24 protein-coding genes are annotated in these 25,475 nt (G+C 64.3%); 16 read left to right on the top strand and 8 right to left on the bottom strand.

What is annotated here, in order from left to right:
* Positions 1-60 precede the first annotated feature (60 nt).
* Positions 61-804, bottom strand: a complete 744-nt coding sequence (locus E0501_RS09010; RefSeq protein ID WP_161594586.1) for a LytTR family DNA-binding domain-containing protein — start codon at positions 802-804, stop codon at positions 61-63.
* A 384-nt stretch (positions 805-1,188) separates the two neighbouring features.
* Here E0501_RS09010 and E0501_RS09005 point away from each other — a divergent pair, with 384 nt between their 5' ends.
* From E0501_RS09005 to E0501_RS08990, 4 genes are all read left to right on the top strand, one after another.
* Positions 1,189-1,977 carry an exodeoxyribonuclease III gene (locus E0501_RS09005; protein ID WP_137701054.1) on the top strand — a complete coding sequence of 263 codons (789 nt, stop codon included), beginning with the start codon at positions 1,189-1,191 and terminating at the stop codon, positions 1,975-1,977.
* 69 nt (positions 1,978-2,046) lie between these two features.
* Positions 2,047-2,961: a thioredoxin gene (gene trxA, locus E0501_RS09000; RefSeq protein WP_137701053.1), complete on the top strand. Its 915-nt coding sequence runs from the start codon at positions 2,047-2,049 to the stop codon at positions 2,959-2,961.
* Between the two features lie 27 nt (positions 2,962-2,988).
* On the top strand, positions 2,989-3,633 hold the full coding sequence (locus tag E0501_RS08995; RefSeq protein WP_137701052.1) for an LON peptidase substrate-binding domain-containing protein: 645 nt from the start codon (positions 2,989-2,991) through the stop codon (positions 3,631-3,633).
* The gene (locus E0501_RS08990; RefSeq protein ID WP_137701051.1) at positions 3,630-3,827 is read left to right on the top strand and encodes a Trm112 family protein; all 198 of its coding nucleotides are present in this window, start codon (positions 3,630-3,632) and stop codon (positions 3,825-3,827) included. The genes E0501_RS08995 and E0501_RS08990 overlap by 4 nt, the downstream gene beginning before the upstream one ends.
* A 20-nt stretch (positions 3,828-3,847) precedes the next feature.
* On the opposite strand, the gene E0501_RS08985 is transcribed toward E0501_RS08990, so the two are convergent.
* Positions 3,848-5,062 carry a UbiH/UbiF/VisC/COQ6 family ubiquinone biosynthesis hydroxylase gene (locus E0501_RS08985; protein ID WP_137701050.1) on the bottom strand — a complete coding sequence of 405 codons (1,215 nt, stop codon included), beginning with the start codon at positions 5,060-5,062 and terminating at the stop codon, positions 3,848-3,850.
* A 123-nt stretch (positions 5,063-5,185) separates the two neighbouring features.
* On the opposite strand from E0501_RS08985, the gene E0501_RS08980 reads away from it, so the two are divergent.
* The 4 genes from E0501_RS08980 (at position 5,186) to E0501_RS08965 (ending at position 11,462) form a co-directional block, all read left to right on the top strand.
* Positions 5,186-6,514, top strand: a complete 1,329-nt coding sequence (locus E0501_RS08980) for an amidase (protein WP_137701049.1) — start codon at positions 5,186-5,188, stop codon at positions 6,512-6,514.
* Positions 6,515-6,624: 110 nt separating this feature from the next.
* On the top strand, positions 6,625-7,803 hold the full coding sequence (locus E0501_RS08975; RefSeq protein ID WP_137701048.1) for an aminotransferase class I/II-fold pyridoxal phosphate-dependent enzyme: 1,179 nt from the start codon (positions 6,625-6,627) through the stop codon (positions 7,801-7,803).
* Between the two features lie 14 nt (positions 7,804-7,817).
* Positions 7,818-10,715, top strand: a complete 2,898-nt coding sequence (locus E0501_RS08970; RefSeq protein ID WP_137701047.1) for a DNA translocase FtsK — start codon at positions 7,818-7,820, stop codon at positions 10,713-10,715.
* A 144-nt stretch (positions 10,716-10,859) separates the two neighbouring features.
* On the top strand, positions 10,860-11,462 hold the full coding sequence (locus tag E0501_RS08965) for a LolA family protein (RefSeq protein WP_137701046.1): 603 nt from the start codon (positions 10,860-10,862) through the stop codon (positions 11,460-11,462).
* Here the strand turns inward: E0501_RS08965 and E0501_RS08960 are convergent, their stop codons facing one another.
* Both E0501_RS08960 and E0501_RS08955 read right to left on the bottom strand, forming a co-directional pair.
* The gene (locus E0501_RS08960; RefSeq protein WP_137701045.1) at positions 11,463-12,050 is read right to left on the bottom strand and encodes a transglycosylase SLT domain-containing protein; all 588 of its coding nucleotides are present in this window, start codon (positions 12,048-12,050) and stop codon (positions 11,463-11,465) included.
* A 59-nt stretch (positions 12,051-12,109) separates the two neighbouring features.
* The gene (locus tag E0501_RS08955) at positions 12,110-13,003 is read right to left on the bottom strand and encodes an AEC family transporter (protein WP_137701044.1); all 894 of its coding nucleotides are present in this window, start codon (positions 13,001-13,003) and stop codon (positions 12,110-12,112) included.
* An 83-nt stretch (positions 13,004-13,086) separates the two neighbouring features.
* Between E0501_RS08955 and hspQ the strand changes: the two genes are divergently transcribed.
* Positions 13,087-13,413 carry a heat shock protein HspQ gene (gene hspQ, locus E0501_RS08950; RefSeq protein ID WP_137701043.1) on the top strand — a complete coding sequence of 109 codons (327 nt, stop codon included), beginning with the start codon at positions 13,087-13,089 and terminating at the stop codon, positions 13,411-13,413.
* 25 nt (positions 13,414-13,438) lie between these two features.
* Here hspQ and E0501_RS08945 read toward each other — a convergent pair whose 3' ends face one another.
* The 4 genes from E0501_RS08945 to E0501_RS08930 all read right to left on the bottom strand — a co-directional run bounded on the left by E0501_RS08945 (position 13,439) and on the right by E0501_RS08930 (position 16,496).
* The gene (locus E0501_RS08945; protein WP_137701042.1) at positions 13,439-13,822 is read right to left on the bottom strand and encodes a rhodanese-like domain-containing protein; all 384 of its coding nucleotides are present in this window, start codon (positions 13,820-13,822) and stop codon (positions 13,439-13,441) included.
* A 3-nt stretch (positions 13,823-13,825) separates the two neighbouring features.
* The gene (gene ggt, locus E0501_RS08940; RefSeq protein WP_137701041.1) at positions 13,826-15,403 is read right to left on the bottom strand and encodes a gamma-glutamyltransferase; all 1,578 of its coding nucleotides are present in this window, start codon (positions 15,401-15,403) and stop codon (positions 13,826-13,828) included.
* Positions 15,404-15,681: 278 nt separating this feature from the next.
* Positions 15,682-16,116, bottom strand: a complete 435-nt coding sequence (locus E0501_RS08935; protein WP_161594585.1) for an ATP-binding protein — start codon at positions 16,114-16,116, stop codon at positions 15,682-15,684.
* Between the two features lie 41 nt (positions 16,117-16,157).
* Positions 16,158-16,496: an STAS domain-containing protein gene (locus E0501_RS08930; protein ID WP_137701039.1), complete on the bottom strand. Its 339-nt coding sequence runs from the start codon at positions 16,494-16,496 to the stop codon at positions 16,158-16,160.
* Between the two features lie 103 nt (positions 16,497-16,599).
* Here E0501_RS08930 and E0501_RS08925 point away from each other — a divergent pair, with 103 nt between their 5' ends.
* The 7 genes from E0501_RS08925 to E0501_RS08895 all read left to right on the top strand — a co-directional run bounded on the left by E0501_RS08925 (position 16,600) and on the right by E0501_RS08895 (position 25,432).
* A complete protein-coding gene (locus E0501_RS08925; RefSeq protein WP_137701038.1) occupies positions 16,600-17,772 on the top strand; it encodes a thiolase family protein in 1,173 nt (390 codons plus the stop codon).
* A 171-nt stretch (positions 17,773-17,943) separates the two neighbouring features.
* Positions 17,944-18,513 carry a helix-turn-helix domain-containing protein gene (locus E0501_RS08920; protein WP_137701037.1) on the top strand — a complete coding sequence of 190 codons (570 nt, stop codon included), beginning with the start codon at positions 17,944-17,946 and terminating at the stop codon, positions 18,511-18,513.
* A gap of 11 nt (positions 18,514-18,524) precedes the next feature.
* Entirely contained in the window at positions 18,525-18,911 is a 387-nt protein-coding gene (locus E0501_RS08915; protein WP_137701036.1) for a GFA family protein, read from the top strand.
* Positions 18,905-19,543 (top strand): LysE family translocator, encoded by a 639-nt coding sequence (locus E0501_RS08910; protein ID WP_235857797.1) that lies wholly within the window; start codon positions 18,905-18,907, stop codon positions 19,541-19,543. The genes E0501_RS08915 and E0501_RS08910 overlap by 7 nt, the downstream gene beginning before the upstream one ends.
* Positions 19,544-19,549: 6 nt before the next feature.
* Positions 19,550-21,997, top strand: a complete 2,448-nt coding sequence (locus tag E0501_RS08905; RefSeq protein WP_137701035.1) for a GcvT family protein — start codon at positions 19,550-19,552, stop codon at positions 21,995-21,997.
* Positions 21,994-22,893: a homocysteine S-methyltransferase family protein gene (locus E0501_RS08900; protein WP_137701034.1), complete on the top strand. Its 900-nt coding sequence runs from the start codon at positions 21,994-21,996 to the stop codon at positions 22,891-22,893. Before E0501_RS08905 ends, E0501_RS08900 begins: the two co-directional genes overlap by 4 nt.
* A gap of 91 nt (positions 22,894-22,984) precedes the next feature.
* Positions 22,985-25,432, top strand: a complete 2,448-nt coding sequence (locus E0501_RS08895; protein ID WP_137701033.1) for a GcvT family protein — start codon at positions 22,985-22,987, stop codon at positions 25,430-25,432.
* The last annotated feature ends 43 nt before the right edge of the window (positions 25,433-25,475 follow it).

Here is a 25,475-nt window from a genome sequence, read left to right as displayed (position 1 = left end):
TGCGGGTTATCGCATGCACCTCCCTGTTGGACTGGCCCGGGTCTTTGCCCGGGTCTTTTTTTACTGGACATGCGTGCTCAGCCAGTTGCGCACTTCACCTCTGCGGCTGCGTGAAACCGGAATCTCGCTTCCATCGCGCAGCACCAGGAACTGCGCACCGTCGCACCTGTTCAAACCGACGATCGCATCGCGGCTCACCCAGTACGATCGATGCGGTTGAACACCCTGGCAGGGATCCAGCATTGCGGTCAGCTCGCGCAGGCTTGCCCGAACCAGTTCGGTCGCGTCATGCAAAACGATCTCGACATAATGCTCGGCGGACTTGAGATAGAGCACATTCCCAAGATCGAAATGCCGGCCGTTCGCCTCGATCGAACGCGTCAGCGCGGGGCTGATCTCAGGCTCCGCCGGGGCGGAGGAGCCGCCCGGCTTTTCGGCCGACTGCGCGCGACGTCGAAGCGTGATCAGAAGCCGCGGCATCAACAGCGCGGCAGAGGCCGCTTCGAAAAACACCCCGACAAGGAAATAGCGCAGGACGTCGGGATAAAGCCGCCCGCGCCAGAAATCCGGATCACCGGTCAGAATCGATGCGATGGCATAGTTCATGTGCAGCAGTAGCGCGACCGCAACGCCAACCATCAGGGCGGAAGGAACCGCGATGTTCCGGTGTCGCAGAGCGCGTTCGAAGAGCCGGAACTGCAAGTACCATACGGCCACAACGAAGATGCCGTTGAAGCACCAGAACGGAAACCGCCACAAGACCTGCACCTGGAATCCGAAAACATTGGGGTCGACCAGTGCCATGGTGCAGCAGAAAAGAAGCAGCGAAAGAACAAACCGCTTATCCGAGACAATTCGGTCAATTTCTGCAACTTTAAGCTGAAAAACCCGCCCATTCGTGGCAAGAACCCGCAATTCGTGACAATCCGTTTTTCTTTCGATGCCGTTCATCCGAAAAATATCTTGGCCGAGCAGTTAATCAGTACCTGTCTACCCCGGAATGTGACGCGAAACAACGTCAGCATTCTATCGCGAGTGGGAAACAGATCTCCAGAGGGTCTCGGCAATGGCCTGACAGGCGATTCCCGCCTGTTCAGGCCATTCTTTTTCCACCGTCTCTTGTCTGGCCTCTTCCGTCCTCCCGCGATAGCTTGGCGCGGAAATCGCGACTGACAGGAGACGCGCCCGATGGCCTTTACCCTTGCCACATGGAACATCAATTCGGTCCGGCTGCGCGAACCGATCGTGTGCAAACTTCTCGAGGAAGAAGCCCCCGACATCCTGTGCCTGCAGGAATGCAAAAGCCCGGTCGACAAAATCCCCACTGAACGCTTCCGCGAACTGGGCTATGGCTACATGGTTGCGCGCGGTCAGAAGGGCTATAACGGCGTTGCCATCCTGTCGCGCCTGCCGATCGAGGATGTGGGCGACATGGATTTCGCGGACCTGGGCCACGCGCGCCACGTGGCCGGGCGGCTGGAAAACGGGGTCATCATCCACAATTTCTATGTCCCCGCCGGCGGCGACATTCCCGACCGCGACAGGAACGAGAAATTCGGCCAGAAACTCGACTACCTGACCGGGATGCGCGACTGGTTCCATTCGGACCGGCCGGAAAAATCCATCCTTGTCGGCGATCTTAACATCGCCCCGCGCGAAGACGATGTCTGGAGCCACAAGCAGCTGCTGAAAGTCGTCTCGCACACGCCGATCGAGGTCGAACACCTGGGCGAAACGCAGGATGCCGGCAAGTGGGTCGATGTCACGCGGGCCGACATCCCGGATGGTCAGCTCTATTCCTGGTGGTCCTACCGCGCCCGCGATTGGGACGCCGCCGACAAGGGCCGCAGGCTCGATCACATCTGGGCCACGCCCGACATTTCCAACGCCGCGCATGCCAGCCGCATCCTGCGCGCGGCGCGCGGATGGGAAAAACCCTCCGATCACGCGCCGGTCTTTGCGACATTCGATCTCTGACGCGGGCCTTGCAACGCGCGGCGTCATACATCATCTAACGGTCAACCCCGAAGATCGGAGGATACGGATATGGAAATCGATCTCAGCCAAGCCAACCCGGACACCGCAACGCTCGTCTTTGACGTGGGCGAAGCGGATTTCATGGAAAAGGTCGTCGAAGCCTCGAAAGAGGTGCCGGTGATCGTTGACTTCTGGGCGCCCTGGTGTGGCCCGTGCAAAACCTTGGGCCCGGCACTGGAAGACGCGGTGCAAAAGGCCCGTGGCGCGGTGAAGATGGCCAAGGTCAATGTCGACGAAAACCAGATGATCGCGGGCCAGATGCGGGTGCAGTCGATCCCGACGGTCTATGCTTTCTGGCAGGGTCAGCCCGTGGATGGCTTCCAGGGCGCGGTGCCGCCGTCGGAAATCCAGAACTTCATCGACCGCCTGGTCAAAACCGCGGGCGGCGACGCTTCGGGCGGGCTGGACGAAGCCGTCGAAGCCGCCGAGGAAATGCTGGCCGAAGGCGCGGCCGCCGATGCCGCCCAGACCTTTGCCGCCATCCTGCAGGAGGACGGCACCCATGCCGGCGCCTATGGCGGGCTGGTGCGCGCCCATATCGCCCTGGGTGAACTGGACCAGGCCGAGGCGATCCTGAACGGTGCGCCTGCCGAAATCTCGGGCAAGCCCGAGCTTGAAGCCGCCCACGCCCAGCTCGATCTCGCGCGGCAGGCCTCGAATGCCGGCCCGGTCGACGATCTGCGCGCTGCGGTCGAGGCCAACCCAGACGACCACCAGGCCCGTTTCGACCTGGCCCAGGCGCTGCACGCCAAGGGCGATGTGCAGGAAGCCGTCGATCAGCTGCTTGAACTGTTCCGCCGCGATCGCGAGTGGAACGATGCCGCCGCAAAGACGCAGCTCTTCACTATTTTCGATGCGCTGCAACCGCAGGATCCCATCGCGCTCAACGGCCGGCGCAAGCTGAGCTCGATGATCTTTGTCTGATCGTCCCGCTCGCGCTATCATCCGGGCATGAGCACCCAAATGGACCTGCCCGAGGTCATCCCGGTTTTCCCGCTGACGGGGGCGCTGCTTCTGCCGCGCTCCCGGCTCCCGCTGCATATCTTCGAGCCGCGTTACCTTGCCATGTTCGACGATGCGCTGAAAACGCCCGAGCGCCTGATCGGCATGGTGCAACCCAATGAGGTACCGGGCCGCGATGGGCCGGGCCTGATGACCATCGGCTGCGCCGGACGGATCACCCAGTTCTCGGAAACCGAGGACGGGCGCTACATGATCACGCTTCTGGGTATCTCGCGCTTCCGCATCCTGGAAGAGGTCGATGGTTTCACCCCCTACCGCCGTACCCGTGTCAGCTGGGAGGGGTTCGAGCGCGATCGCGGCGGCGCCGATCGCGATCCGGGCTTTGACCGCGCGGGGTTCCTGCGGCTGCTCGATCGCTATTTCACCGCGCGCGGCCTCAACACCGATTGGGACACGTTGAAAGAGGCCGAAGACGAGCTCCTGATCAACTCGCTCTCGATGCTTCTGGAGTTTGAGCCCGAGGACAAGCAAGCCCTGCTTGAGGCGCCATCGCTATCCACCCGGCGCGAAACCCTGATCACGCTGATCGAATACGCGCTGCATGGCGGCGACGGAGAGGATTTGATGCAATGACCGACGATGACACCGCCAAACCCGCCTTCGATCGCCACATGCTCGAAGCGCTGGTCTGCCCTCGCACCCAGGGCCCGCTGGAATACGATGCCGACCGGCAGGAACTGATCTCGAAATCGGCCGGCCTTGCCTACCCGATCCGCGACGGCATCCCGGTCATGCTGGTCGACGAGGCCCGCCGGCTCGATCCGTAGGGTGGGTTTTCAACCCACCGTCACGCCCGCATCAATTCCGGCAATTCCCCGGTCAGCCCGGCCGCCTCGCGCATGAAGCCCCGGCGCAGACCGGGCATTGCGCCGACCACGCCCATGCCTACGTCGCGCACTGCACGCAGCAGCGGATTATCATTTGAAAACAGCTTGTTGGTCAGGTCCGTCGCGGCGGCCAGCGTTGCCACGTCGAACCGGCGCCACTCCTGGTATCGGTTCAGGACCAGGGACGAGGCAAAGTCTTCTCCGCGCCGTGCGGCGTGGCTCAGAACATCGACCAGCGCGCCCACGTCGCGCAGCCCGGCATTCAGGCCCTGCCCCGCAATCGGGTGCATCCCGTGCGCCGCATCCCCGATCAGTACCAGCCTCTCGCCCACGAAACGGTTGGCGATGGTCAGTTTCAGCGGATAGGCGAACCGCTTGCCCTTCAGGCTGATCTCACCCAGGAAATCGCCAAAGCGCGGGCGCAGCACCTCAAGGTATTCGGCATCCGGAAGCGCGTTGATCGCCGCCGCGTTTTCATGGGTCTCCGACCAGACGATCGAACTGACATTGCCCGGCAGCGGCAGGATCGCCAGCGGCCCCGGCGGCATGAAGAACTGATGCGCGATGCCATGATGCGGCTTTTCGTGCCCGATGGCGCAGACCAGCGCGGTCTGGCCATAGTCCCAGCCCGTTCGCCGGATGCCGGCACGCGACGCGGTGCCCGAGTCGCGCCCGTCGCACCCGACCAGAAGCCGCCCGCGCAACGCCTTGCCACTGGCCAGCTGCAGGGTAACGCCGGTGGCGTCAACCTCCTGCGCCTCGACCCGGTCCTCGACCTGGGTGATCAGCGGCTCGTCATCCATCGCCTCCAGGAACGCGCGCCGCAGGAACCGGTCTTCGAGCATGAAGCCCATCGGCCCTTCTTCCAGTTCGCCCGCGTCGAAATGCAGGAAGAACGGTGCCGGGCCTTCGCCCGCTCGCCCGTCGCTGGCCTTGATTTCCAGCATCGGCTGGCTGTGGCCGGCCACCCGGCTCCAGATGCCGATCCGCTCAAGCAGGCGCTTCGAGGCCAGCGCCAGCGCATAGGCCCGCCCGTCGAAGGCGGCATTCTTGCGAACCGTCTCCGGCAATGCGTCAACAACGGTCACGCGCATGCCGCGCCGGGCCAGGGCCAGGGCCAGCGCCGGGCCATTCAGGCCGCCGCCGACGATCAGGATATCGCTCATCTCTGTCATGCCTTCACATATGTAGAAGATCGCGGGATTGTCCATGCCGCACTTCGCCGCTAGCGTGGCGCGTGACAGGTCCGTCGGATGCCTCCGGCGGGAGTATTTCTGGCAAGATGAAGGGATGGCGCGATGAAAGACTGGCTGTGGATGAGCATGGGCGATCTGGGCCGTGGAATCGACACGGGCGAAATCGACCCCGTCACGCTGACCGAGACCTATCTGGATGCGATCAAGGCGCACAAGCACCGCGACAGCATCTATGCCCGCCTGACCGAAGAGCGTGCCCTGGCCGAGGCCGAGGCGGCCGCGAAGCGCGCCCGGGCCGGCCATCGCCGCGGCCTTCTGGATGGCGTGCCGGTCAGCTGGAAGGACCTTTTTGACACGGCCGGCGTAAAGACCGAGGCAGGCTGCGCCCTGCTGGAGGGGCGCACCCCGGACGAAGACGCCTGGGTGCTGAAAAACGCCACGCTGGCCGGCACCGTCTGCCTGGGCAAGACACATATGTCGGAGCTGGCTTTTTCCGGGCTGGGCTATAACCCCGTGACCGCCACGCCGCCCAACGTGAACTACCCGCATGCCGTGCCGGGGGGCTCGTCCTCGGGGGCGGCGGCCTCGGTTGCCTTTGGCCTGGCGCCTTGCGGTATCGGTTCGGATACCGGCGGCTCGGTCCGCATCCCCAGTGCCTGGAACGACCTGACCGGCCTGAAAACCACCGCCGAACGCCTGCCGATTACCGGCGTGGTGCCGCTGTGCGCGCGGTTCGACACGATCGGCCCGCTGTCGCGCAATGTCGAGGATTGCGCGCTGATGCTGGCAGCGATGGAGGGCGGCCAGGCCGCCGACCTGCGCGGTGCCAGCACCCGGGGGGCGCGCATTGGCGTGCTACAGACCCAGGCGCTCGAAAATGTGCGCGACCAGCCGATGGCGGCCTATCATTCAGCGCTTGAACGGCTGCAGAACGCGGGCGCGAAGCTTGAAAAATTCGAAGCGCCGGAAGTGACCCGCGCCATGGCGCAATCGGCCGTCACCTTCACCTCCGAGGCCTGGGGCACCTGGGGCGAGCTGATCGAAACCGCGCCGGACAAGATGTTCCACGAAATCCTTGAACGTTTCCGTGCCGGTCGCGATCATTCGGGCCCCGATTTCGTGCGCGCCTGGCAGATCATCGACCAGTGCCGCGCCGAATGGAACGCGCGCGTGGCGCATTACGATGCGGTCATCATCCCGTCCTCGCCCATCCTGCCGCCTGATGTGGAACGCCTGGCCAGCGATCACGACTATTACGTGGCCGAAAACCTGCTGGCGCTGCAGAACACGCGCATCGGCAACATGCTGGGGTTGTCGGCCATCACCCTGCCCACCGGCGTGCCGTCCTGCGGCGTGATCCTGATGGGCAAACCCTTTGGCGAAGAAGCCCTTTTGCGCGTTGCCAAGGGCGCCGAACAGGCGTTGTCCTAAATGCCACAACCTGCCGGAATCGCGCCTGTTTTTCTGGACGGGGCAACGCGGCTTGGGTAGTTTGATCTCAAACGGGGCGCCAATGACCCCGGTCTTGAGGCAGTATAATCATGTTTCCCGAGCGGTTTTCGAACCTACCGGCTTATGCATTTCCGCGCCTGCGCGCCCTGCTGGATCATCACCAGCCGGGGGGCGACGTGGTGCATATGACGATCGGCGAACCCAAGCACGCCTTCCCGGCCTGGGTGCCGGGCCTGATCGCCGACAATGCCTCCGGGTTCAACGACTATCCCCCCAATGACGGCACGCCCGGCCTGCGCGGCGCGATTTCGCGCTGGATCGAACGCCGCTATGGTGTGGCCAGCGATCCCGATACGCAGGTGATGCCGCTGAACGGCACGCGCGAAGGGCTCTATAATGTCTGTATGGCACTGGTGCCCGAAAAGGTGCGCGGCGAGCAGCCGCTGATCCTGCTGCCCAACCCGTTCTACCAGGTCTACATGATCGGCGCGATTTCGGTGAACGCCCGGCCCGTGATGGTGGCCGCCACCCGCGAAAACGGCTTCCTGCCCGATTTCTCGGGCCTGCCCACGGACATGCTGAACCGCGTCGCCGCCGCCTATATCTGTTCGCCGTCGAACCCGCAGGGCGCTGTCGCCGATCGCGCCTATCTGCGCGAGCTCATCGGCCTGGCCGAACATTTCGATTTCCAGATCTTCGCCGATGAGTGCTACTCGGAGATCTACCGCGATGATCCGCCGCCCGGCGCGCTCGAAGTCGCCGCCGAGATGGGCGCGCATCCCGAACGTGTGGTCGTGTTTCATTCGCTGTCGAAACGCTCCAACCTGCCCGGCCTGCGCTCGGGCTTTGTCGCCGGCGGGCCCGAGTCGATCCGCCGCCTGAAGCAGCTGCGCGCCTATGCCGGCGCGCCTATTCCGCTGCCGCTTCAGATCGCGTCGGAAAAGGTCTGGGACGACGAAGAACACGTGATCGAGAACCGCCGCCTCTACCAGGAAAAATACGCTGTCGCCGATCAGGTCATGGCCGGCATTCAGGGCTACCAGGGCCCGCAGGCGGGCTTTTTCCTGTGGCTGCCGGTGGATGACGGCGAAGAGACCGCGCTGAAAGCGTGGAAGGAAACCGGCGTGCGGGTCCTGCCCGGCGCCTACCTGGCCCGCGATGTCAACGGCATCAATCCGGGCAAGGGTTATGTCCGGGTCGCGATGGTGGCCCCAAAAGACGAAATGGAGCACGGGCTGATCCGGCTGCGTGACTGCATCTACAGCTGAGGACGAGGGACGACATGGCATATCAGGCACGAGGACGCGATCCGCTTCTGGACAGCAACATGGCCGACGCGATCGAGAAACGCGGCAAGGAACTCCTGGGCATTGCCCTGGTCCTGATGGGATGCGCCGCCGCAGCGATGTTCTGGTCCTATGCGCCCTCCGATCCGTGGTGGATGTCGGCCACTGACGCCCCCGTGCAGAACTGGATGGGCCGGCTCGGGGCCTCTGTCGCCGCGCCGATGTTCATGATCGTGGGCCTGGGCAGCTGGGGCCTCGCGATCGTGCTTGTCGCCTGGGGCGTCCGCTTTGCCCTGCATCGCGGCAATGAACGCGCCGTTGGCCGCCTGATCTTCGCCCCGATCTGGATCGCCCTTCTGTCGGTCTATGCCGCAACGCTAGTGCCCGGTCCGGAATGGACCCATTCCTTTGGCTTGGGCGGGCTCTTTGGCAAGACCGTGCTGGGCAGCCTCCTGAACATCCTGCCGATTTCAGCCACCTTCGGGCTGAAGCTGCTGTCGATCCTGCTGGGTATCGCAATGACGGCCATGGCCGCCTTCGTGCTGGGCTTTACCCGGCCCGAGCTGCGCTATATCGGGCGTTTCCTGCTGATCGGCCTGATCATGCTCTATGCCACGCTGATGTCGCTGATGGGCAAAACCGCGCGCGGGGCCGTGGCCACCGCCCAGACCCTTCAGGAAAAGAACGCGGCCCGCCGCGAACGCCGCGCGCAAGAGGCGGCCGAGGCCGCCGAATGGGCCGCCATGCACGAGGCCCAAGCGGCCGAGCCGGCCTATGCCGTAGCGCCCGCCGCCCCTGCCATCTATCGCGAAGAGCCGCCGGTCGAGACGGCACAAGCCATTGAAAAGGAAAGCATTCTTTCCCGCGCCACCAACCTAATCCGCCGCCCCGAACCGATGCCCGAGCCCGAACTGGTCGAGCCCGAGCCCGATTACTCGGCCGCGCCCGAGGCACCGGGCGATGACCGGATCAAGGCCAAGATCGCCGACGTCATCAAATCGCGCGTGCGTCAGAACCCCGCCGTGCAGTCCGAGGCCCATGCCCCGCTGACCAAGGGCCGTGGCCGTGGGCCCGATCCGCTGATCCTCAACACCGGGCCGGCGGCTACCGATCTGCCGCCGGAACCTCCGCTGACGGCCAGCGCCCTGCCGCCCGAACCGCCGCTGTCGGCCGCGCCCGAACCCACCGGCTTCGAATATGCCGAGGACGAGGTGATCGAGAACGCGCTGCCGTTCCAGGCCGAGCCGGCCCCGGCACAGCCGCAGGCCATCCCGGCCATGCAACCCCGCAAGGTCGTGCAGCAACCCGCACGCAAACCGATCCAGCCGTCGACCCGCGCCCGGGCCGAAGCCCAGCCGACCCTGCAATTCGACGACAGCCGCCCTGAATACGAACTGCCGCCGCTTTCGCTGCTAGCCAGCCCCGAGAACGTGCAGCGCCATCACCTCTCGGACGAGGCACTGGAGGAAAACGCGCGCATGCTGGAAACCGTGCTGGATGATTACGGCGTGAAAGGCGAAATCGTTTCGGTCCGCCCCGGCCCCGTCGTCACCATGTACGAGCTGGAACCGGCCCCGGGCCTCAAGGCCAGCCGCGTGATCGGCCTGGCCGACGATATCGCGCGCTCGATGTCGGCGCTTTCGGCCCGGGTTTCGACCGTGCCGGGCCGCTCGGTCATCGGCATCGAACTGCCCAACGACAACCGCGAGATGGTGAATTTCCGCGAAATCCTCTCCAGCCGCGAATATGGCGACGGCACGCACAAACTGCCGCTGGCGCTGGGCAAGGATATCGGCGGCGATCCCATCGTCGCCAACCTCGCCAAGATGCCCCACCTGCTGATCGCCGGCACCACCGGCTCGGGCAAATCGGTGGCCATCAACACCATGATCCTGTCGCTCCTCTACAAACTGACACCCGAGGAATGCCGCCTGATCATGATCGACCCAAAGATGCTGGAGCTTTCCGTCTATGACGGCATCCCGCACCTGCTTTCGCCGGTCGTTACAGACCCTAAAAAGGCGGTTGTGGCCCTGAAATGGGTCGTGGGCGAGATGGAAGAGCGCTATCGCAAGATGTCCAAGATGGGCGTGCGCAACATCGACGGCTACAATTCCCGCGTGGCCGACGCCCTGCGCAAGGGCGAAACCTTCTCGCGCACGGTGCAGACCGGATTTGACGATGACACCGGCGAACCCGTCTTCGAGACCGAAGAGATCATGCCCGAGAAAATGCCCTATATCGTCGTCATCGTCGACGAGATGGCCGACCTGATGATGGTCGCCGGTAAAGAGATCGAGGCCTGCATCCAGCGCCTGGCCCAGATGGCCCGGGCGTCGGGCATCCACATCATCATGGCCACGCAGCGCCCCTCGGTCGACGTGATCACCGGCACGATCAAGGCCAACTTCCCCACCCGGATTTCCTTCCAGGTGACCTCGAAGATCGACAGCCGCACCATCCTGGGCGAAATGGGCGCCGAACAGCTCCTCGGCATGGGCGACATGCTTTACATGGCCGGCGGCGCCAAGATCACCCGCTGCCACGGCCCCTTCGTCTCGGATGAAGAGGTCGAGGAAATCGTCAACCACCTCAAGGCCTATGGCCCGCCCGAGTATGTCGGCGGCGTTGTCGAAGGCCCCGAGGACGAGAAGGCCGGCGATATCGACGCGGTTCTGGGCCTCGGCGGCAACACCGAAGGCGAAGACGCGCTCTATGACCAGGCGGTGGCGATCGTTATCCGCGACCGCAAATGCTCCACCTCCTACATCCAGCGCAAGCTGGCGATCGGCTATAACAAGGCCGCGCGCCTGGTCGAGCAGATGGAGGAAGAGGGCGTTGTGTCTTCGGCCAACCACGTCGGCAAGCGCGAGATCCTCGTGCCCGAGCAATAAGGGCGCCGGGCGGGGCATCCACCCCGCCCACCCCCGGCCAACCCCGGCATAAACCCGGGCATGTTATCGCTTAACAATTGGGTTTGCGGCAGACATTGCTTATCTGTCGGGATAGACCGGCGCAAAACCATGAGGTTCGAGTAGATGAAACTGGCCCGCCTTGCCCTGACCGCCGCCCTTGCCATGGGTCTCGCCGCCCCGGCCTGGGCCGAGAAGCTATCGCTCAACGCGATCTCGCAATATCTGAACGGCCTGCAAACCGCGCAGGGTGCCTTCACCCAGATCAACGATGACGGGACGATTTCCACCGGCACGATCTACATCGCGCGCCCGGGCAAGATCCGGTTCGAATACAACCCCCCGGAAAAGACGCTGGTCCTGGCGTCGTCCGGGGCCGTGGCCATCTTCGATCCGAAAACCAACCAGGGCCCGGAAACCTATCCGCTGAACAAGACGCCCTTGAAGATCATCCTGGCCAAGAATGTCGATCTGGGCCGCACCAACATGGTTGTCGGTCACTCCTATGACGGCACCGCCACCACCGTCACGGCCCAGGACCCCGAGCATCCCGAATACGGTAATATCCAGCTCAAGTTCACCTCGAACCCGGTCGAGCTGCGCCAGTGGATCGTCAACGACGATTCCGGCTCATCCACCACCGTGGTTCTGGGCGAATTGAAAAAGGGCGGCAACCTGCCCTATCGCCTGTTCGACATCGACGCCAATACCAGGTCGTTCCAGCGCTGATCAGCGCCAGCTGCGGCATGTCCGCAGCTGCGCGCGATAGGTATCGGCCCGCGCCGCCACCTCGCCCGAGATCCGCATCAGCCACGCCTTGTTGCGATAGGTTCCCCGGCTGTAACCGGTATGCCCTTCGTGATAGGCTAGATACTGGTTGCGCGCGTCCGACAATGCGATGCCGTTACGCTCTTTCGACAGGTTCATGTACCAGCCCATGAAATCGGCGGCATCGCGAATGTCATTGCGCCGCGCGCCACGGCTTCCGGTCTTGCGCTGGTATTCTTCCCAGGTGCCGTCCAGCGCCTGGGCATAGCCATAGGCGCTGGATTGACGGCCCATCGGGATCACGCCCAGCGCATAACGGAACGGCGTGCGCGCATCCGAGATGAATTTGCTTTCCTGGTAAAGCGTCGCCATCTGCACATGCGCCGGCACGCCCCATTTGCGTTCGGTCGCGCGAAAGGCGCGCACGAAATGCGGTTTCTGGCTCAGAATGCTGCAGGCATTGTCCAGCGATTTGGGCGCGCTCGTATCACGCCCGGCACAGCTGCCCAGCAACAGAAATATCAACACCGCGCGAAGGGTTCTGCTCATCCTGCCTCTCGCCTTGGTCTTTTATGTTTTTTGCTATTCTAGCGCTTTTGCCGCCGCAGCTAAAGAAGAATTGCAAGGATCACCGGGATCGCCAGCACCGAAATCGCCGTCGACACGACGACAAGCCCCGCCACCGCCTGCGCATCCGCACCGCCCTCTTCGCCGAACGTCTCGGCCAGAAGGTAGGTCGTCACCGGCACCGGCATGCTCAGCTGCAAGACCAGCACCGCCAGCGCCACGCCTTCCAACCCCAGCACCAGTGCAACGCCCCAACCCAGCCCAAGGCCCAGCGCCAGCTTCATCAGGGACAGAAGCACCGCGCGGCTCATGTTGCGCACCTCCAGCCGCGCCAGCGCCACCCCCAGCGTCAGCAGGATCAGCGGAATCGCCATCTGCCCGATCAGGTCCAGCGTATTGGTCACCACCGCGGGCGTTTCCCACCCGTTCCACAGGAACACGCCGCCCAGTACCGCCGACCAGACGATCGGCTCGCGCGCCGCACGGCCCCAGCCGCCCTTGCCCGCCACCACGGCCAGGCCCACCGTGAACACGAAAATCGCAGACACCGCAAAGAACACGATCGCCAGGCTCAACCCCTCACCGCCAAAGGCAAAAAGCGCCAGCGGCAGGCCCAGGTTGCCGGTATTGCCGAACACGAACGGCCCCAGGTAGGTGCGGATATCAGCCCCCGCCGCCTTCAGCCCCGCCCAGGCCACCGCCAGCATCACCACATGCCCCATGACCGCGGCCAGCAGGAAACTGCTCAGCGCCTGCTGGCTCACCTCGGCCTTCATCAGCGCGGTAAAGATCAGGCAGGGCGTGGCCAGGTTCATCGCCAGGCGGGTGACGAACTGCACCCGGTACTCGATCCCCATGCGCGCCCAGATGAACCCGATGGCCGCCAGCGCGAATACCGGCGTGACAATCTCGAGCACTGTCAAAACTAGGTTCACAGACTGTTTCCTGTCTTTTTGCCCTGCTGAAATGGACATCGCGGCCCATAGGCATTATTGTCATTCGGCAGGGGCTGATCACGATGCTGAAATCGCGCGCAAAATATCATTTGGGCCAGGTTGTCCGGCATAAGAAACACCCGTTTCGCGGTGTGGTCTTTGACGTTGATCCCGAGTTCAATAACACCGAGGAATGGTACGACGCCATCCCCGAAGACAGCCGCCCCGCGAAGGAACAACCCTTCTACCACCTGCTCGCCGAAAACGATCAAAGCTACTATGTCGCCTATGTGAGCGAACAGAATCTCGTGGCGGACTACTCGGGCGAACCTGTCGACCATCCCGACATCCCCGACCTGTTCGGCCCGTTCGAAGACGGCCATTACCCGCTGCATTTCCAACTGAACTAGGCCGCTGGTGGGGTGAAACCCCACCCTACATTTCGATTTCGCGGCCTTCCTTCTTCCAGGCGCCGAACCCGCCTTCCATCTCGGCGATGTTCTCCACCCCCATCTCCTGCAGCGCCTTCACCGACAGCGCCGATCGCCAGGCGCTGGCGCAGAACAGCACCAGCGTCTTGTCGGTGGCCAGCGCCTCCTTGTGATAGGGGCTGGCCGGGTCGATCCAGAATTCCAGCATCCCGCGCGGCGCGTGAAACGCTCCCGGAATACGCCCGTCCCGTGACAGTTCGCGCGGGTCGCGGATATCAACCAGCAGGATCTCACCCGCCGCGGCCTTCTCGGCCGCTTCCTCGGTCGACAGCTGCGTGATCTGTTCCTTGGCCTTCGCGACCATCTCCTTGACCGGTGTGATTGCCATCGCTCAATACCCCAATGCTATGCCGTCCTTGCGCGGGTCCGAGGCCCCTTCCAGCACCCCATCCTCGCGGATCACGATCGCCTGCCCGCCGCCCAGCGGCCCGTCCGGCACCTCGACATCGTGGCCCATCTCGGCCAGCTCCGCGCGCACCGCGTCCGTATATCCCTTCTCAACCTTCATCTTGCCCGCGTCCGAGAAACTGCGCGGCGCGTCGATCGCGTCCTGCGGCTCCATGCCATAGTCGATCATGTTGGTGACAACCCGCGCGTGCCCGTTGGGCTGATACGCCCCGCCCATCACGCCAAACGGCATCACAACCTTGCCCGCGCGCCGCAGCATGCCCGGAATGATCGTGTGCATCGGCCGCTTGCCGCCCGCCATCTCGTTCGGGTGGCCCTCTTCCAGGCTGAACCCCGCGCCGCGGTTCTGCAGCAGCACGCCGAATTTCTCGCTCGCGATGCCGCTGCCGAAGCCGTGGAAGATCGAGTAGATCAGGCTCACCGCCATGCGGTCCCGGTCGACCACGGTGATATAGATCGTGTCCTTGTGCACCGCCTCGCTCACCGGCCTGGCCGCCGCCATTGCGCGTTTCGGATCGATCAGCGCGGCCAGCTTCTTCGCCGTCTCCATGCTCAGCATATGCTCCAGCCGCGCCATGTGGTCGGGATCGGCGATGAACCGGTTGCGCGCATCATAGGCCAGCTTCGCGGCCTCCGCCTCGATATGCGCGCGCTCGGCGCCAAAGGGGTCCATGCCGGCCAGGTCGAACTGCGCCAGGATGTTCAGCATCAGGATGGCGGTCGCCCCCTGCCCGTTCGGCGGATGCTCGACCAGGTCGGTGCCCTTGTAATTCCCGCTCACCGGCTCGGAATAGAAACTCTCGGCCGCCGCGAAATCCTCAAGCGTGTGCACGCCACCCAGTTCCTGCAGCGCGGCCACCATGTCCTCGGCCACCTCGCCGGTATAGAACGCATCGCGCCCATCCTTGGCGATCCGCCGCAACACCTCGGCCTGCCCCGGTGCGGCAAACATCTGCCCCACCGTCGGCACCGCGCCGTTGATCAGGTAATGCGCCTTGCCGTGCCCCTGCAGCGCCTTGGCCGCCTCGGGCCAGTCGAACGCCACGCGCGGTGCCACCGGCACGCCATCTTCGGCATAGCGGATCGCCGGTTCCAGGATCGCATCCAGCCCCAGCTTGCCCCAATCGGCGCTCAGCCGGCAGAACGCGTCGATCGCCGTGGGAATCGTCACCGCCTCGGGCGCATAAAGCGGCACCGTGCTGTGACCCTTTTCGCGCAGGGCCGCGGCGCTGGCCGCCGCCGGCGCCCGGCCGGATCCGTTCAATGCGCGAATCTCGTCACCGCCGCCCGAGTTGAACAGGACAAAGCAATCACCGCCGATTCCCGTCATCTGCGGTTCGCAGATGCCCAGCAGAACCGCCCCGGCAATCGCCGCGTCCATTGCGTTGCCGCCGCGCTCCAGCATCTCCACCGCCACCTTCGCGGCAAGCGGGTGCGACGTGGCGCAAACCCCGTTCTGGGCCAGAACCGGGGACCGCCCGGGAAAATGGAAATCGCGCATGCTCAGCTCTCCCTTTCGCATCTGCGCGCCACACTAGGCGGCAGATCGGGGAATGCCAATTGCGCCGTTGCGTTCCGGCCGGGGGTTTCGATGTCAGGGGAAAGGGAAACCTCGACGCCGGACACTGGGTGGGGGCTGTTAACGCCCGGCGCCGAGGGAAGCTATATGCAGCTACCCTTCCCTTATCCGGTCTGAATCGGGCGCCAATAGGAAGCCTTTGTGACGATTCAAAGATGGATCAGGGAATTGTCGCGGCAGGGTAAACACACGTCCCGGTGTCAGCGTTGATCGTCCGGAATCACCGAAAAGGTCAGAGCGTTCCGGCCTGCCACGCGGTGATAGGCAAGATCCTCGGTCAACTCGTGCACCATAAACCAGCCAAATCCGCCCTCGGGCAGGTCATCCAGCGCACAATCCAGTTTCGCCGGCCTGCGCTTGGGCAGGGCCAGCCCCGGCATCTCGCGTCCGGCATCCTTCACGTCAAAGGCCAGCCCGGCGCCCCTGGCCCGACAGCTCAATACGATCAGGCCATCCATTTTGCCGTCATAGGCATGCTCGACCACGTTGTTCAGAACCTCGCCCAGCACCAGCTCGACCTTGCCTGGCACAGCCCCGTCCCAGCCCGCGGCAAGCAACCAGTGCCGCAACCTTTCCAGTGCCCGGCGAACCGCCAGCTCTTCGCTGGGAAATTCGAGGCGAAAGCTTTCGGGCATGTTCATGTCCCTCGGCATCGGTGCCGCGCTACCCTGCGCAGTCAACCGGCATAAACCGCCTGCGCCTGCGCCACGTCATCGTGAATGGTGAAGACGCTGTCCATACGGGTCAGGCGAAACACCCGGTCCACGTTCGCGCTCAGCCCCGCCAGGTCCAGCCGCCGCGTGGCGCCCAGCTGTTTCATCGCCGCCACGATCGCGCCCAGGCCGCTGGAATCGATGAAATCCACCTGCGCCAGGTCCAGGATCACATGCGGCGCACCGGTCCCGGTTACCTCCCGCATGCGGTCCTTGAACCGGATCGCCACCGCCGCGTCGATCCGCGCCTCGTTCACCGTGACGATCTGCATGTCGGCGGTCTCGCTGCTCTGAAGGTCCATCTCGCCTCCTTTTCTTGCGTAGAAATACGGTTGCGTTGCGCGCAGGCTAGACCTCATTCCTTACCATTCGGTATGCATGGGCCAACCAGTTACGGAGGCTGACATGAAAGAGGTTGTAATCGCGGGCGCATCCCGCACGCCAATGGGCGGATTCCAAGGCGTTTTCGACGGCGTTCCCGCCGCCACACTGGGCGGCGCGGCGATTCGCACCGCGCTGGCCGACGCCGGCGTCAAAACCGTAGACGAGGTCCTGATGGGCTGCGTTCTGCCCGCGGGCCAGGGCCAGGCCCCCGCGCGCCAGGCCGCCTTTGCCGGCGGCCTCGGCGAAGAGGTGCCGGCCACCACGCTGAACAAGATGTGCGGCTCGGGCATGCGCACGGCGATGATGGCCTATGACCAGATCGCGCTGGGCCACAACGCCACGATGCTGGCTGGTGGCATGGAATCGATGTCGAACGCGCCTTACCTTCTGCCCAAGATGCGCGGCGGCGCCCGCATCGGCCACGGCCAGGTGATCGACCACATGTTCCTCGACGGGCTGGAAGACGCCTATGACAAGGGTCGCCTCATGGGCACCTTCGCCGAGGACTGCGCCGAGGCGTTCCAGTTCACCCGCGAGGACCAGGACCAGTATGCCATCGCCTCGCTGGAAAACGCGCTCGAAGCGGAACGTACGAACGCGTTTGATAACGAGATCACAGCGGTCACCATCCACGCCCGCCATGGCGAAGAGGTGATCACCCGCGACGAACAACCCGGCAAGGCGCGGCCCGAAAAGATCCCGATGCTCAAGCCCGCCTTCCGCAAGGATGGCACGGTGACCGCGGCCAACTCCTCGTCCATCTCCGATGGCGCGGCCGCGCTGGTGCTCGCCGCGCACGACCATGCCGAGGCGCAGGGCCTTAATATCCGCGCCCGTATCCTGGGCCATGCCAGCCATGCGCAGGCGCCTTCGCAGTTTCCAACCGCGCCCATCCCGGCCGCACAGAAACTGCTCGACCGGCTCGGATGGGACAAGAACGATGTCGATCTCTGGGAAGTGAACGAGGCCTTCGCCGTCGTGCCCATGGCGTTCATGCGCGAAATGGGCCTGCCGCGTGACATCGTCAACATAAACGGTGGCGCCTGCGCGCTCGGCCACCCGATCGGCGCAAGCGGCGCCCGCATCATGGTCACGCTGCTGAACGCGATGGAAAAGCATGATCTCAAGCGCGGTATCGCCGCCATCTGCATCGGCGGCGGCGAAGGCACCGCCATAGCGATCGAGCGGGCCTGAGTCCGGTCCGGTCTTTCATCTTGCCGCAAATATCCCACGGGGGTGTGGGGGTGTGAAACCCCCACACCCCGCTCGATCAACTGCGCTTCGGCCGCTCGTGAAAAAATGCTTTGAATTTTCACGCGACTCAGGCACCGTGAAATTCACGACCGAATTTTCACGGGCCAGCCGATGCAGCACGTACCGCCCCACCCTTCCACGCTCGGCGCCGATCTGCGCGCATTGCGGAAATCGCGCGGCCACACCCTGACTGACCTGGCCGAAACGCTCGGCCGCTCGGTCGGCTGGCTCTCCCAGGTCGAGCGTGACCTGTCCGAGCCGTCCATCTCCGACCTGCGCCAGATCGCTGCTGCCCTCGGTGTGCCGATGTCGATGCTTTTCGCCCATGCCGCCGCCCCGGCCGAGGAACAGGGCTATGTCGTGCGCGCCGATGCCCGCCGGCCAATGGGATCGTCCGAGGAGGGCCTGATCGAAGAACTGCTTTCCCCCGATCTCACCGATGATTTCGAGATGGTGCACTCCACCTTTCAGCCCCGCTCGGCCATGCAGACCCCGGCCGAACGCCCCACCCAGGAAGTTGGCTACATCATTTCCGGCCGTCTCGACCTGACCATCGGCAGCCGCCAGTTTACCCTTCACCCCGGCGACAGTTTCCGCTTCCGGGGCGAGCCCTACCGCTGGGCCAACCCCTATGACACCCCCGCCGTGGCGATCTGGGTCATCGCCCCGCCGGTTTACTGAGGAGCCCGGACATGTTTCACGGACATTGCGAATGCGGGTCGGTCGCCTTCACCATCACCACCGACACCCTGCGCCAACCCTCGGCCTGCCACTGCTCGCAATGCCGCCGCACCTCGGGTCATGTCTGGGCCGGGACGACGGTGATGAACGAAGACTTCTCGCTTCACGCCGACGACACGCTCGCCTGGTATCGCTCATCCGATCACGCCGAACGCGGCTTCTGCACGCGCTGTGGCTCCTCGCTCTTCTATCGTCCCATCGACTCCGATCATGTCTCAGTTGCCATGGGCACCCTCGACAGCCCCACGCACACCACGCTGAAGCGGCATATCTTTGTCGCGGGCAAGGGCGATTACTACGCCATCGGTGACGGCCTTCCGCAGCTGGACAAATGGTGAAACAGGCCATGTTAGAGACGCTTCTGGCAATGGATCCGGCCCTGATCGCCGCCTTCACCGGCGCCGGGATTCTGCTCAACCTCACGCCCGGGGCCGATGTGCTCTTCGTTTCCGCCTCGGGCCTGTCGGGCGGGCCTCGCGCGGGCATCGCCGCGGCGGCGGGCGTCACGTTGGGGGGCATCGTGCATACCATGCTTGCCGCCCTCGGCCTCGCCGCCCTGATCGCGGCCAGCCCTGTCGCGTTCGACGTGATCCGCTATTGCGGCGCGGCCTATCTTCTCTACCTTGCCGTCAGAACCTGGCGCGCGCCGCCGGGGATCGGCGCGACGCAAGGCTCATTTAGTCTCTATTCTGCCCTCAAACGCGGTTTCCTGACCAACATCCTCAACCCCAAGGTCGCGCTCTTCATCCTCGCCCTGCTGCCACAGTTCACCGATCCATCCGTCGGCCCCATCTGGCACCAGATCATCCTACTGGGCCTCATCTTCTCTCTCACCGGTCTTGTCATCAACGGCGCCTATGGCGCCACAGCCGGCCTCCTGCGCCGCACCATGTCGCGCCTCTCCGGCGCGCTGAACAAGATCACCGCCCTTGTCTTCACCGGCCTCGCCGCCCGTCTCATCTGGGAGTAACGAACCATGTCAGATTTCCCCACCAGTGCCCGCGTCGTCATCATCGGCGGCGGCGCCGTCGGCACCTCCTCGCTCTATCACCTGGCCAAGGCGGGCTGGACCGATTGCGTGCTTCTGGAAAAGAACGAACTCACCGCCGGCTCCACCTGGCATGCCGCCGGCAACGTGCCCACCTTCTCCACCTCCTGGTCGATCATGAACATGCAGCGCTACTCGACCGAACTTTATGCGCGCCTGGGTGATGAGGTCGACTACCCGATGAACTATCACCAGACCGGCTCGATCCGCCTCGCCCATTCACAGGAACGGATGCAGGAATTCCAACGCGCCAAGGGCATGGGCCTCTACCAGGGCATGGACCTGGAAATTCTCTCGCCCGACGAGGCCAAGGCGCGTTACCCCTTCCTCGAAACCCACGATCTCGCCGGCGCGCTCTACGACCCCAACGATGGCGATATCGATCCCGCCCAGCTGACCCAGGCGCTGGCCAAGGGCGCGCGCGATATGGGCGCGAAGATCCTGCGCTTCACCCCCGCAACCGGAGTCAGCCGCGAAAACGGCGAATGGATCGTGCACACTGAAAAGGGCGATATCCGCTGCGAATACGTGGTCAACGCCGCCGGTTACTATGCCCAGCAGGTCGGGGAATGGTTCAAACCCTATGGCGGCCGCACCGTGCCGATGATGGTGATGGAGCACCAGTACCTCCTGACCGAGGAAATCCCCGAGCTTGAAGCCTGGTCGAAAGAGAACGGGCGCAAACTGCCCCTCCTGCGCGACGTCGACGTTTCCTATTACCTCCGCCAGGAAAAGAACGGCATCAATATCGGCCCGTACGAGCCCAACTGCCGCGCCCACTGGGCCGACCCGGCCGATCCCGTGCCACAGGATTTCAGCTTCCAGCTCTATCCCGACGATCTCGACCGGATTGAGGCTATCGTCGCCGACGCCATGGCCCGCGTGCCCGCCGCGGGCACTGCCGGTATCTCGCGCATTATCAACGGGCCCATCCCCTATGCGCCCGATGGCAATCCGCTCCTTGGCCCGATGCCCGGTGTCCCCAACGCGTTCGAGGCCTGCGTGTTCACCTTCGGCATCGCCCAGGGCGGCGGCGCGGGCAAGGTGCTGGCCGAATGGATCACCGAAGGCGCCCCCGAATGGGACATGTGGTCCTGCGATCCGCGCCGCTTCACCGACTACACGAATCATGACTACTGCATCGCCAAGGGGATGGAGGTCTATGGCCACGAATACGCCATGCACTTCCCCTGGCACCGCTGGCCTGCCGGCGCCGACCAGAAGCTCTCGCCGGTGCATGACCGGATCAAAGGGCTGGGCGGCCAGATGGGCGCCTATAACGGCTGGGAACGCGCCAACTGGTTCGCCAAGCCTGGCGACGACACCTCGGAAGAGGCGACGCAGACCTGGAACCGGGCGGGCGCGTGGGAGCCGCGTATCCGCGAAGAATGCGAGGCGGTCAGGGACCACTGCGGTGTGCTCGACCTGCCGGGCTTTTCCCGGTTCGACCTTCAGGGCCCCGAAACCGCCGCCTGGCTCGAAAGCCGGATCGCCGGTGTTCTGCCGCGCCCGGGCCGCATGAACCTGGCCTATTTCCCCGACGACCGCGGCCGCATTCTGACCGAGATGAGCGTCATGTGGCACGGTGAAGACCACTACATGCTGATCACCGCAGCGGCGGCCCAGTGGCACGACCGCGATGTCCTTCTGAACGGCAAGCCCGACAGCGTCACACTGACCGACCGTACGCGGGACTTCTCGACGCTCATCGTCACGGGTCCCGAGACGCGCTCCATCCTCAAGGCCATCGGGGTCGAAGCCGATCTCGACCTGCCCTGGCTCTCGGTCCAGCAGGCACGCATAGGCGGCGCCGTTTGCGGCCTTGCGCGCGTCAGCTTCGCGGGCGAACTGGGCTGGGAAATCCACGCGGCGAACGCAGACATCCCGGCGATCTACGACGCCCTCCTCGACGCAGGCGCCAAGCCCTTCGGCATGTTCGCCCTGAACAGCTTGCGCATCGAGAAAGGCTATCGCGCCTGGAAGGGCGATCTGTCGACCGATTACACCTTGCTTGAGGGAGGCCTCGACCGCTTCGTCAAGCTCGACAAGCCCCAGGATTTCCCTGGCAAAGCCGCGCTTCTGGCCCAGAAACAGCAGGGCGTTTCAAAACGCTTCGTCACCCTCACCGTCGATGCCGGCGAAAGCGACGCACCCTACATGTCGACCCTCTGGCACGACGGCCAGATCGTCGGCGAAACCACCTCCGGCGGCTGGGGCTACCGCGTGGGCAAATCCATCGCGCTCGGCATGCTGCGCGCCGATCTCGCCCAACCCGGCACCGAGATCGAGGTGGAAATCTACGGCGAGCGCCGCAAGGCGACCGTTCAACCCGACGCGCCCCTGTGGGATCCGCAAAATGAAAGGCTCCGCGCATGACCGACATCACCCTTCTCGATGGCTCCATCGGCCAGGAAATCGTCAAACGCTCGGGCGATCGCGCCACGCCGCTCTGGTCCACTTCCGTGATGATGGAGAAACCGGATGTCGTCGGCGACGTGCATCTCGACTATTTCCGCGCGGGCGCGACCATCGCCACCACGAACACCTATGCCGTCTATGTCGACCGGCTTGATCGTGTTGGACTGGAGGGCGAACATCTGCACCTTCTGGATGTCGCGGTGGAACAGGCCCAACGCGCCCGCACGGCCCACGGTTCGGGCCGCATCGCCGGCGCGCTCGGGCCCCTCGGCGCCACCTACCGGCCCGACATCGCCATCGAACAGGAAAAGGCCGCCGAGACCTTCGCCATCAACGTCCGCCACCTCGATCCCCATGTCGATCTCTTCCTGATCGAAACCGCTTCCTCGCTGCACCAGGCCCGCACCGCGCTGATGGGTTGTGCCCGCGCCACCGACAAACCGGTCTGGCTTTCCGTTACGGTCAAGGACGATGACGGCACGCAGCTGCGCTCGGGCGAAAGCATCGCCGATCTGGCTGGAATAGTCTCTGAATTTGATCCCGCCGCCGTCCTCATCAACTGCTCCCCGCCCGAGGCGATGGCGGCCGGGCTCGAGATCGTCAAGACATTCGGCAAACCCTTCGGTGCCTACGCCAACGGCTTCACCCGCATATCCGAAGACTTCCTGAAAGAGGCCCCCACCGTCGATGCGCTCGAACAGCGCACAGATCTCGGGCCAAAGGAATACGCGGCCTTTGCCATGGGCTGGATCGACCAGGGCGCCACCATCGTCGGCGGCTGCTGCGAGGTCGGCCCCGCTCACATCGCCGAGCTTGCCCGCCAACTCCGTGCCGCCGGTCACACCATCACCTGATCCGGTCTTCATCTGACCGGAAATACCTCGGGGGTCCGGGGGCAGCGCCCCCGGATATCGCCACAGGCCCCACGCCAAAAGGATCCGCTCCATGCCCACACTTCCCACCCAGGCCCGTGTCGTCATTATCGGCGGCGGCGTCGTCGGTTGTTCCGTTGCCTACCACCTCACGAAACTCGGCTGGTCCGACGTGGTGCTGCTCGAACGCAAGCAGCTCACCTCCGGCACCACCTGGCACGCCGCCGGCCTCATCGCCCAGCTGCGCGCCACCGCCAACATGACCAAGCTCGCCAAATACAGCCAGGAGCTTTACGGCAGCCTCGAAGCGGAAACCGGCGTCGCCACCGGCTTCAAGCGCGTGGGCTCGATCACTGTGGCGCTTACCGAGGAACGGAAGGAAGAGATCTTCCGCTCCGCCGCCATGGCCCGCGCCTTCGGCGTCGAGATCGAGGAGATCACCCCCGATGAGGTGAAACAACGCTACCCGCATCTCAACATCGATGGCGTTACCGCCGGCGTCTACCTGCCCAAGGACGGCCAGGGCGATCCGGCCAATATCGCGCTGGCCCTTGCCAAGGGCGCGCGCCAGCGCGGCGCCGTGGTGCAGGAGCGCGTATCCGTCTCTAACATTGCCAAAAACGGCCCTCGCGTCACCGGCGTCGACTGGCAGGGCGAAGACGGAACAAGCGGTCACATCACCTGTGACATGATCGTCAACTGCGCGGGTATGTGGGGTCATCAGGTGGGCCGCATGGCCGGTATCAACGTGCCGCTGCACGCGTGCGAGCATTTCTACATCGTCTCCGAACCGATCGCGGGCCTCACCCAGCTGCCCGTGCTCCGCGTCCCCGACGAATGCGCCTATTACAAGGAAGACGCCGGCAAGATGATGCTCGGCGCGTTCGAACCCGTCTCGAAACCCTGGGGTATGAACGGGATTCCCGAAGATTTCGAATTCGACCAGCTGCCCGAGGATTTCGACCATTTCGAGCCGATCCTCGAGGCCGCGGTAAACCGCATGCCCATGCTGGCCGAGGCGGGCATTCACACTTTCTTCAACGGCCCCGAGAGCTTCACCCCCGACGATGCCTATCACCTCGGCCTCGCGCCCGGGATGGACAACGTCTGGGTCGCCGCCGGGTTCAATTCCATCGGCATCCAGTCGGCCGGCGGCGCCGGTATGGCTCTGTCCCACTGGATGGACACGGGCGAAAAACCCTTCGACCTCGGCGATGTCGATATCGCCCGCATGGAGCCGTTCCAGGGCAACAAGACCTATCTCTTCGAACGCTCGAAGGAAACGCTCGGCCTGCTTTACGCCGATCATTTCCCTTACCGGCAAAAGGCCACCGCCCGCGGTATCCGCCGCACGCCCTTCCACGAACATCTGAGGGCGCAGGGCGCCGTATTTGGCGAACTTGCCGGCTGGGAGCGCGCCAACTGGTTCGCCGATGCGGGCCAGGACCGCGCCTATGACTACAGCTGGAAACGCCAGAACTGGTTCGACAACGCCGCCCGCGAACACAAGGCGATCCGTGAAAACGTCGGCATGTACGACATGTCAAGCTTCGGCAAGCTTCGTATCGAAGGCCCGGATGCCGAACGCTTCCTCAACCGGCTCTGCGGCGCCAACATGTCCGTCGCCTCGGGCAAGATCGTCTATACCCAGATGCTGAACGTGAATGGCGGAATCGAGGCCGATGTCACCGTCACCCGGCTGTCCGAGACCGCTTACCTCATGGTCACGCCCGCCGCCACACGGCTCAATGACGAAACCCGCCTCAGGCGCCATTTGGGCAATGATAGGGTCACAATTACCGATATGACCGCCGCCGAAGGCGTACTTACGGTGATGGGCCCGAACGCGCGCCAGCTTTTGCAGGCTGTCTCGCCGGGCGACTTTTCGAATGCGGCGAATCCCTTCGGCACCGCGCAGGAGATCGAACTTGGCATGGGTCTCGCCCGCGCGCATCGCGTCTCTTACGTGGGTGAGCTGGGATGGGAGCTTTACGTCTCCGCCGACATGGCCGCCCATGCCTTTGAATCCCTCTGGCAGGCCGGCCAGGACATGGGGCTGAAACTCTGCGGCATGCACATGATGGACAGCTGCCGCATCGAAAAGGCGTTCCGCCATTTCGGCCACGATATCACCCCCGAAGACAACGTGATCGACGCAGGCCTCGGCTTTGCCGTGGACCTCTCGAAGCCCGATTTCATCGGCAAATCCGCCGTCGCCGCGCGCAAGGAAGGCGGGCCAAAATCCCGCATGCTGCAGTTCCTGCTGCAGGACCCCGAACCGCTGCTCTATCACAACGAGCCGATCCTGCGCGATGGCGAGATCGTGGGTTACCTCTCCTCGGGCGCCTATGGCCATCACCTCGGCGCCGCCGTGGGCATGGGCTATGTGCCCTGCGCCGGCGAAAGTGCCGCCGATGTCCTCGCGTCCTCCTACGAGATCGACGTGATGGGCACCCGCGTTCCCGCCACCGCGTCACTCAAACCGCTTTACGATCCGAAATCCGAACGCGTCCGCGCCTGACCAACGGGTGCGCGGGCATTCCGGTTGGAATTGACTATTTTTG

The organism is Marimonas lutisalis (assembly GCF_005434965.1).
GTDB lineage: Bacteria > Pseudomonadota > Alphaproteobacteria > Rhodobacterales > Rhodobacteraceae > Marimonas_A > Marimonas_A lutisalis.
The sequence above is the reverse complement of the archived record's forward strand: the minus strand, read 5'-3'. Positions and strand labels throughout refer to the sequence as shown.